Origin of the sequence: Providencia sp. NPDC089933 (assembly GCF_049545585.1) — a bacterium.
GTDB classification, from domain to species: Bacteria; Pseudomonadota; Gammaproteobacteria; order Enterobacterales; family Enterobacteriaceae; genus Providencia; species Providencia huashanensis.
The window spans coordinates 64,007-73,064 of sequence record NZ_JBMWDT010000019.1; the positions used below are offsets into that span (position 1 = coordinate 64,007).

Sequence of the window (9,058 nt, forward strand, 5' to 3'; positions counted from 1 at the left end):
CCCAGCGTAGTTCATTTTTGAATTTTAAAAAACAATGCTATGTCACTCACCCAGAAAATACCCACAACAGACTGTTCGCTCATTTACCTAAATAATTAAACTAGTAAAGCAAAAAATACCGCTGTACTTAGAATAAGTAGGGTATGCGATTAGGTTATAACAACCATCAATAGCGGGATAAGAAACTATAGCCATAAATAATAACTAAAAAGCCTAAAGCAATTAGCAGATGGATCATATCCATAAAAGCGGTTAGTAATAATTTGGCAAATAAAGACATTTTTAGCTAAAAATACAGTACAATGCGCTGTTTATTAACAATAAGGAATGATATATGAGCACAACAATCTATAAGGATTTTACGTTCGAAGCTGCACACAAACTTCCCCATGTCCCCGCTGGTCATAAGTGTGGTCGTCTGCATGGGCATTCTTTCATGGTGCGTTTAGAAATTACTGGGGAAGTTGATAAACAGAGTGGTTGGATTATTGATTTTGCTGATGTGAAAGCGGTATTTAAGCCTATTTGGGAACAACTAGACCATCATTATTTAAATGAGATCAAAGGGCTAGAAAACCCAACAAGTGAAGTATTAGCACAATGGATTTGGCAACAAACTAAACCACATTTACCTTTATTAAGTGCAGTCACCGTTAAAGAAACTTGCAATGCAGGCTGCGTTTATCGCGGGCAGGCTTAAAAATACAAGTTCTAAAAAGGTAATAGTATTTCCCGTAACTATTTTGATAGCTGGGTAAAAATAAAATTCATTTATATAGGGATACAAGCCCCTCAGGCTGCTGGTTTAGTGGCAAGCCTAATCGGTTTTGAAAATAAATGAGGGGCAAAAATCTCTATATCCTTCTCTTCGACTTATCGCTAATTATGCAGTAAATAATAATCCCCCTCAGATAAAGCACACCCTAACACACCATATGAAAAGCTTTCCAACCGCTATCAAGTGGCAGTGGTTAGTCTGGTATCAAGACCTAAGATTAAGGTAAGAAGAGTTGCCGCTAAAGTATAAGCAAGAAGTGAAGCAACCACGGGCATTTTCTATCTTCGCAAAAAATGAAGTCACTGAAAAGTTTACATTTTTGCAACAATATAAATAAAAAGAGGCCATTGACGGCTATTTTAAGTTTTCTGGCATAAAGAACATAAAAACTTTAATTTGACATAGTGCATCAAATTATAACCTGATCTATTATTTACCATTATTTACTTTTAATAAGGCAGGGAAAATGAATCTATTTCAACAAACACCCAAATCCAGAAGACGTTATGGATTAGCAGCATTTATCGGTTTAATCGCAGGTATTGTCTCATCGTTTGTCAAATGGGGCGCTGAAGTTCCATTACCGCCAAGAAGCCCAACAGATATGTTCAACGCGGCTTGCTCGCCTGAAACTCTGATCCGCGCAGCAGAACAAATTGACTGCTCACGTAATTTTCTAAATCCACCTTATATTTTCTTAAGAGATTGGTTAGGAATTGCAGACCCTAATTCTGCGGTTTACACCTTTGCAGGGCACGTGTTTAATTCAGTGGGTGTTACTCACATCCTATTTTCTATCGTGTTTGCTGTCGGATATTGCATTGTTGCTGAAATATTCCCTAAAATTAAGCTATGGCAAGGGTTATTAGCGGGTGCACTGGCGCAATTATTTGTCCATATGATTTCATTCCCTCTTATGGGGCTCACCCCTCCACTTTTCGACCTTCCATGGTACGAGAATGTTTCAGAAATATTTGGCCATTTAATTTGGTTTTGGTCTATTGAGATTATTCGTCGTGACTTACGTAACCGTATTACTCACGAGCCCGATCCTGAAGTGCCGTTAAACCAACCATTTAGATAATGTTAAAGCCCCCAATGATTGTTTTTCAACTATTGGGGGTCGATGCAAAGTCATCGTTATTTTTTTATTATTGAATATCCAAATACTTATGCGTTTGAATCGATAAACGCCAATTACGCTGTATACAAGTGTCAATACACAATTTCGTTGCTGTCGCCTTTTGGCTAATCGGTTGTAATGCAACGATAGGTGGAGCATCCACAGTACGTAATGCTAAAATTCTTTCAAGCGCTTCAATATCTTTTTCTCGCGCAACTGGGTGCTTAATTTCATTAGCCCTATCCACCGCTTGGCTAAGTACTTTCAATCCGCCTTTCATACCTACTTTTGGTGATACCGTCACCCAAGTCTCTTCTGTGCATTGAACTGGGTAAGTCCCACTCGTTTCAATTTGGCATTGATACCCTTGCTTCTCCAAAGCCTCGGTCAATGATGTTAAATCATAAATACAAGGTTCTCCGCCCGTGATCACAATATGTTTCGCGGTAAAACCACTTTTTTGCATCAATTGGACCAACCCATCCGCATCAGACATCGCCCACCAATCACTATCTTGTGTTTTCAATGCAATATCGCCCAAAGTGGTTTCTTTTGCAGGTTCCTTATCCCAAGTTTGTTTAGTGTCACACCAACTGCAACCAACAGGGCAGCCCTGCAAACGAATAAATACTGCTGGGACACCAGTGAAAACACCTTCCCCCTGTATTGTTTGGAAGATTTCATTAATTGGGTACTTCATACTGCTCCTAGAATAATCCATTTAGCGCATATTATATTGCAGATATCTATCTCACGGGCAATGCACTTTGTGATAATGTAATCACCTTGCGTTCAGGAAAGTACATCAATTAAATCAACGAAACCGAAACTATATTCGGTACAATATATTAAAACAAAGTCAATGACAGGAAAAGACATGCAAAGTAGTGAACAAAATCAACTCAGAAAGGGGCTGAGTGTTCGGCACATTCGCTTTATGGCCTTAGGCTCAGCGATTGGTACAGGGCTGTTTTACGGTTCAGCATCAGCCATTCAGGCTGCTGGGCCTGCAGTATTACTTGCCTATATGTTAGGCGGTGCAGCCGTGTTTATGGTAATGCGTGCCCTCGGTGAAATGGCGGTGCATAACCCCGTCCCAGGCTCTTTCTCTCACTATGCAAGTCATTATATGGGCCCTCTAGCTGGCTTTCTCACTGGCTGGAACTATGTATTTGAAATGCTGGTTGTCTGCTTAGCTGATATTACCGCCTTCGGGATGTACATGGGGTTCTGGTTCCCACATGTCGACCAGTGGGTATGGGTATTAAGTATCGTACTATTTATTAGTGCGCTCAATTTATGTCATGTCAAAATCTTTGGCGAAATGGAATTCTGGCTTTCTATCATAAAAGTCAGTGCCATCATTGGTATGATAGTTGGTGGTGCATTCTTAATGTTCTATGGTTTTGGTCAAGAAACCAACCACGAAGTTGGGCTACAAAATCTGTGGGAACACGGTGGTTTCATGCCAAACGGCATTGAGGGGGTCATCGCCTCTTTAGCTATCGTCATGTTTGCGTTTGGCGGTATTGAAGTCATTGGTATTACCGCAAGTGAAGCCCAGAATCCAGAAAAAACCATTCCTAAAGCCATCAATGCTGTACCTATTCGCATATTACTATTTTATGGTTTAACACTATTTATCCTGATGTGTATTTACCCATGGAATCAAATCGGCCAAAACGGTAGTCCATTTGTACAAATTTTCGATAGCTTAGGTATTCAATCAGCAGCCAATATCTTGAATATTGTCGTTATCACCGCCGCAATTTCTGCGATTAACAGTGATATTTTTGGTGCTGGCCGCATGATGTACGGCATGGCTCAAGATGGGCAAGCGCCAAAAGTCTTTACCAAACTAACAAAAAGTGGTGTTCCATGGGTAACTGTACTGGTTATGTCTGTCGTAATGTTATTGGGCGTTTACCTTAACTACCTATTACCAGAAAAAATCTTCGTGATTATTGCATCTATTGCAACCTTCGCGACCGTCTGGGTATGGCTTATGATCTTACTATCTCATGTTGCTATGCGCCGAAAAATGAGCCAAGAAGAAGTAAAACAACTAAAATTTCCAGTACCTTTCTGGCCTGTAGGCCCTGCTCTCACTATTGCATTCATGGTGTTTGTTATCGCATTGCTAGGCTTCTTTAAAGATACTCAGGTCGCATTAATCGTCGGCTTTGTTTGGGTTGCTTTACTCAGTATTGCTTTCTTTATTATGCGTTCTTACCAAAAGCGCTAACCTAAAAATATAATAGCCCTATATTTATTCCATATAGGGCTATTTTTTATTATGACTCAATAGCTTGACGAATATCGTCTATTAACTCATCCACGTTTTCTAAACCAATAGAAAGCCGAATCAACCCATCGCTAATACCATATTTCAACCTTTCTTCTCGAGTATAGGTCGAGTGGGTCATGCTAGCAGGGTGTTGAGCTAATGACTCACAATCTCCCAAACTCACCGCTCTTGAAAATAGCTTGAGGCGGTTCAAAAACAGTTTACCGGCTTCGATTCCGCCTTTTAACTCGCAGGCAATAATCCCCCCAGCTAACTTCATTTGTCTTTGAGCTAATTGGTATTGTTCAAAGTTCGGTAATCCTGGATACATTATTGACTTTATCTGCGGATGAGACTGCAAATATTCAGCAATTTTATGCGTATTTTGAACAATCCGTTCCATGCGAACAGGTAGCGTTTTCACCCCTCTAAGAATTAAATTCGCATCATGAGGAGATAAGCATGCCCCCGTCATGTCTTTCAATCCAACTAACCTTACTTGTTTCGCATACTCTGCGGAAGTCGCTATCGCCCCACCCATTGCATCCCCATGACCATTCATATATTTAGTCAAAGAATGAATAACAATATCAGCACCAAGTGTAATTGGCTTTTGGATATAAGGCGTACAGTATGTATTATCGACAGCCACCAATACTTTTTTTCGATGAGCAATTTCACTCACGGCTGCAATATCAACTAAGCGCATATTTGGGTTAGCCGGTGATTCGAAAAATATTATCCGAGTTTTATCAGTGATCGCTTTAGCCACATTATTTGGATCGCTCATATCAATATGACGTACTTTTACACCAAATCGAGCTAATCCATGATGAAAAAAAGCATAGGTACAACCGTAAACGGTTAAGTCCACTAGTAGTTCATCACCAGGGTTTAACAATGTCCAAAAAGTCGCTGTAATCGCCCCCATACCTGAAGAGAACACAACAGCAGCCTCTGCCTCCTCAAGAGAAGCGATCCTATTTTCTAGTAAAGTTAGCGTCGGGTTATTAATCCGAGTATAAATATACCCCTCTTTTTCACCACTAAAATAGGCACCTCCCTCTTCCACACTTTTAAATACATAAGTTGATGTTTGATAAATGGGTGCTGCTAATGAACCTAAATGTTGGTTTGCATCATAATGGCTATGAATTGCCCGTGTATCAAAAGAACTTTTTATATCTAAACTCATACCACCTCCTAAAAATCACCCTCCTTGGGATTGAGATAATCGAGATCCGACAATTTGCAAAGTCCGTAAAACCGTACTAATTCCACGTAATGTGTCAGGATCTTTTAATAAAGCATACACTGAACGAAAATTTGGGTTTTTACTATCATATACACCTTCCATTTTAGCCATGTTATATGCTGTACCTAATTCCCATACAGGAACCAAAGTATCTTCAAATGAATTTGACAATCTTTCTACTGTACTGTTATCTAAGATATCAATAAGGTCAGAAACTAATGACAGTAAATCAACAATATTATCTAAGCGATTTAATTGTAATAATGGTGCTAATTTTTCAGCAAGATGATTACCTGATTCTGAGCTAAGTAGCTCAACAAGCTTACTTTGAGTTTCATTATTCGACATTTTAAATTCCTCATTAAACTAAGCCACGAATAGCTGCCCAATAGATACCCCTATTGAAGCCATTTCTCAGTAACCCTCCTAATTTAGTTGGAGGAGTCGGAATAACATCGTGTTTATAATCATATTGCAAAGGCATTCCTGCTGTTAACCCCATTTGAGCAACTGCCTGAACTCGTCCATCATATATAGCCGCCGGATAACCATAAATTAATTCACCACAAATGTTATCTGCAATAATTGCAGCTTGGTTATGGCAACTGCCTCCTGCTTTACTAATCGGTAAATCAACGGTATCCCCTATAACATAAACACCGTCTATACCATATACTTGCATAGTTTCATGGTCTGTAGGTAACCATCCCTCACCATTATTGTGTTCACTTAATCCTGTATTAATTACTGCTTCTACTGCGGTGATTGGCGGCGTACTAATCAATAAATCAAAAGGCTGTTCATCCCCTTCTTTTGAGTATGCAATTTTTTTATCGGGATCGACTTTATTTAATGTAAATCCCCTCTGTGCTTGAATATTTTTAATAGTAAATATTTCTGGAATAACTTCACAAACAGGCTGTTGCATAAATAAACAGTTACGTAATAATTGTGACACGGTTGGGTAGGTATAAACTATTTCAATATTATCCCTAACCCGGCGTTTACGTAAGAACTCATCAATCATCAGTGTTGTCTCCATAGGAGCAATGCCACACTGGTGAGGTACATTCGGCGTTTCAGGAAAAGAAACTGTAATAAAAATACGACCTTTTTCAATTTTACTAAGTTGGTCTGCTAATTTACGAGAAGCATCATAGGCATAAAAGTGATTACCAATATCTTTTAGCCCTTCAATTCGTTCAGGTTTAGGTACACAACCTGTCGCAACCACTAAATAATCATAATGGTATTTTTTATTATTTATCGAATATAATTCTTTATCTTTAAAATTAAATGAATCTACTTTATCAATAACTAATTCAATTTCAGGCCTCAATAATTCACGCTCTGGACGACTTAACTCATCTTTAAAAAACATATTGAAAGCCACATACATAAATGCCGGCTTATAATAGTGTATAGGGTTATCTGTTATTAAGGTTATTTTTATTTTTTTCGAAAAAATTTCTTTATTAAGTTTTCTAGCTAAAATATTAGCTAGCATGGTACCACCTGTACCACCACCCACAATAACTATATTTTTCATGGCATTTAATCCTTAAGAAATAAAACAACTCGACAAATAAAATCGCTTATCACCGTGCTTTACACTTAATAAATATAGTTTAATTCCAATAATAACTTATACAATAAATTGCATATAATTTAAAAAATAACAAGAAAAACTAATTACTTTCATATATTAAATAATCTTATCCGATAAATTCAGATGTTATTAATTGACTGTTTATTTAAATAAACAGTCATCAGTGTCACTAACCATTTTATAAAAAGATGCTAATATGAGTAGTGCCCTACAATCTTCCACTTAAATAACACGTCTTCTGCCACTTGCCCATAACCAATGTTATGCATTACCAAATACCGTTGGCTATCAGGTAGCTTAATAGTGGTCACAATTCCAATATGCGGTCGACCATCATCTAAACGCCACGAAACAATATCACCTGGAAAGTAATCTTGGCCATTATTGGTAATTTGTTTTACAGTAGCTTTTCGTGTAAAAAAACGTTCTAAATTAGGCACTCGTCGATGATCAATATTTCTATCTGGCTTGCGTAAACCCCAAATACGCTGACTTGGATATTGATTAAAATTAGTTTTAATATCTTCATGTAATAATTTTTGTAAATCAATTCCGATCTTCCGATAACTACGGATAATCACATCAGAACACACCCCATAATTTTCAGGGACATCACCATTAGGATATTCAATCTGACGATAAGCCGGATCATAAATAACCAAACGGGGTAGTAGTTCTGCTTGTTTCGCTAGCTCGATATTATTTTTTCCCATAACATGGTATGCACAAAATAATAAGGCTATAGGTAATAATCGCTTCAATGAACTATCTCCAGCTATAGTTGATAATAAAATCTACAATAGTTTCAGAGATAAATAAGGTGGGAAACTCTTAAAAAGATCTTACTTAAGCAAATCAAATTGAGTGATGATTGGATTATGGTCAGAAGCATCTGTTTGTAACACTCGACTTTCTTTAAGCTTCAAACCTCTATAAAACATAAAATCTAATGGCCGACCAAAAGCTTTTGTCCGTAAATCTAAATTATAGGTAACTTCTTTTAAGCCAACAGAACGAATAAAGCGTTTTAGTGCATTAATTCGCTGACGACTCCATGCGTTAAAATCACCAGCAAGGAGTACCGGCCCCATATGCTTACTAATATGCGTTCCAAGCTTATTTAGTTGCTTAGTGTAGACATCTACCCCAAAACTAAAATTAATTGCGTGCACATTCGCTACCATCAATTGCTTACCATTAGGTAATGGATAAACCGTAATCAAAGCTGATTTTGCTAAACGTAATAAAGGCTCTTTCTCCCTCAATGGGCAGCAATAAATTGGATGTGATGTTGCCAATGTCATTACACCCGCAGGATGAGGAGAAAAAGGTAAAGCAGGGACTTGGTCAGCGATCAATTGATGTGAAGCAGCAAAAGAAATTAACTCTGGGGACATTTGAGCTTCTTGCAGTAAGATTAGTTTTCTATCGACCACTAACTCACGTAGCATTATTTTCCAATTTGGACGCTGCTGTTTATATATGTTCCAAGTAACGACATCTAAGGTTTCCCCAGCAGCAAATAACGGCATACCAATTGGAAGGGATTCCCCTAACATATGTACAGGTGTAGGTTGAATACGTTTTGCAGGTTCACCTGCAATATATCGAACAGAATAAGTTCTTTTCGCCACGTCTCATATCCCTACATTGCAATGAAATAATCAATACCCTATTACAGCTTGATAAGATATCGCCTACCAGTATATCAAATCAGGCGCATCTTATCTTATCAAATTTGTAGTTTGTACTATTGCGAGGGGTCAACTCGAGACTAAACAATAATACTTATCGCAATCAGGCTACACCGCCTACTAGCTCAATCCCTCAGTGGACTACTGATTACCTTATCACCTTTAACGATAAACACACGATGTAGGCCTCTCTCCCTAAATTGCGTGATTTCTGTTTCCCCAAACGCAAAAAAGCCACCCAATGGGTGGCTTTCTCACTAATTTAATGTCTGGCAGTTCCCTACTCTCACATGGGGAGACCCCACACTACCA

General features: G+C 38.2%; 9 protein-coding genes. 3 read left to right on the top strand and 6 right to left on the bottom strand.

Annotated features, from left to right (window positions below; translation table 11 throughout):
• Nucleotides 1-334 precede the first annotated feature (334 nt).
• On the top strand, nt 335-700 hold the full coding sequence (queD, locus tag ACPEH5_RS20315) for a 6-carboxytetrahydropterin synthase QueD (protein WP_042848941.1): 366 nt from the start codon (nt 335-337) through the stop codon (nt 698-700).
• Between the two features lie 544 nt (nt 701-1,244).
• A complete protein-coding gene (locus tag ACPEH5_RS20320; RefSeq protein WP_042848942.1) occupies nt 1,245-1,862 on the top strand; it encodes a YagU family protein in 618 nt (205 codons plus the stop codon).
• A 67-nt stretch (nt 1,863-1,929) separates the two neighbouring features.
• Here ACPEH5_RS20320 and queE read toward each other — a convergent pair whose 3' ends face one another.
• On the bottom strand, nt 1,930-2,601 hold the full coding sequence (gene queE, locus ACPEH5_RS20325) for a 7-carboxy-7-deazaguanine synthase QueE (protein ID WP_042848943.1): 672 nt from the start codon (nt 2,599-2,601) through the stop codon (nt 1,930-1,932).
• 177 nt (nt 2,602-2,778) lie between these two features.
• Here queE and ACPEH5_RS20330 point away from each other — a divergent pair, with 177 nt between their 5' ends.
• Nucleotides 2,779-4,146, top strand: a complete 1,368-nt coding sequence (locus ACPEH5_RS20330) for an amino acid permease (RefSeq protein ID WP_042848944.1) — start codon at nt 2,779-2,781, stop codon at nt 4,144-4,146.
• A gap of 49 nt (nt 4,147-4,195) precedes the next feature.
• Here the strand turns inward: ACPEH5_RS20330 and megL are convergent, their stop codons facing one another.
• From megL to ACPEH5_RS20355, 5 genes are all read right to left on the bottom strand, one after another.
• Complete coding sequence (megL, locus tag ACPEH5_RS20335) at nt 4,196-5,383, bottom strand: methionine gamma-lyase (RefSeq protein WP_042848945.1); 1,188 nt, start codon at nt 5,381-5,383, stop codon at nt 4,196-4,198.
• 15 nt (nt 5,384-5,398) lie between these two features.
• Nucleotides 5,399-5,791 carry a hypothetical protein gene (locus tag ACPEH5_RS20340; RefSeq protein ID WP_048608213.1) on the bottom strand — a complete coding sequence of 131 codons (393 nt, stop codon included), beginning with the start codon at nt 5,789-5,791 and terminating at the stop codon, nt 5,399-5,401.
• Between the two features lie 13 nt (nt 5,792-5,804).
• Nucleotides 5,805-6,992, bottom strand: a complete 1,188-nt coding sequence (locus tag ACPEH5_RS20345) for an NAD(P)/FAD-dependent oxidoreductase (protein WP_042848947.1) — start codon at nt 6,990-6,992, stop codon at nt 5,805-5,807.
• 251 nt (nt 6,993-7,243) lie between these two features.
• Nucleotides 7,244-7,765, bottom strand: a complete 522-nt coding sequence (locus ACPEH5_RS20350; protein WP_094301239.1) for a DUF1287 domain-containing protein — start codon at nt 7,763-7,765, stop codon at nt 7,244-7,246.
• Between the two features lie 129 nt (nt 7,766-7,894).
• Nucleotides 7,895-8,686: an endonuclease/exonuclease/phosphatase family protein gene (locus tag ACPEH5_RS20355; protein ID WP_042848949.1), complete on the bottom strand. Its 792-nt coding sequence runs from the start codon at nt 8,684-8,686 to the stop codon at nt 7,895-7,897.
• Nucleotides 8,687-9,058: the final 372 nt, after the last annotated feature.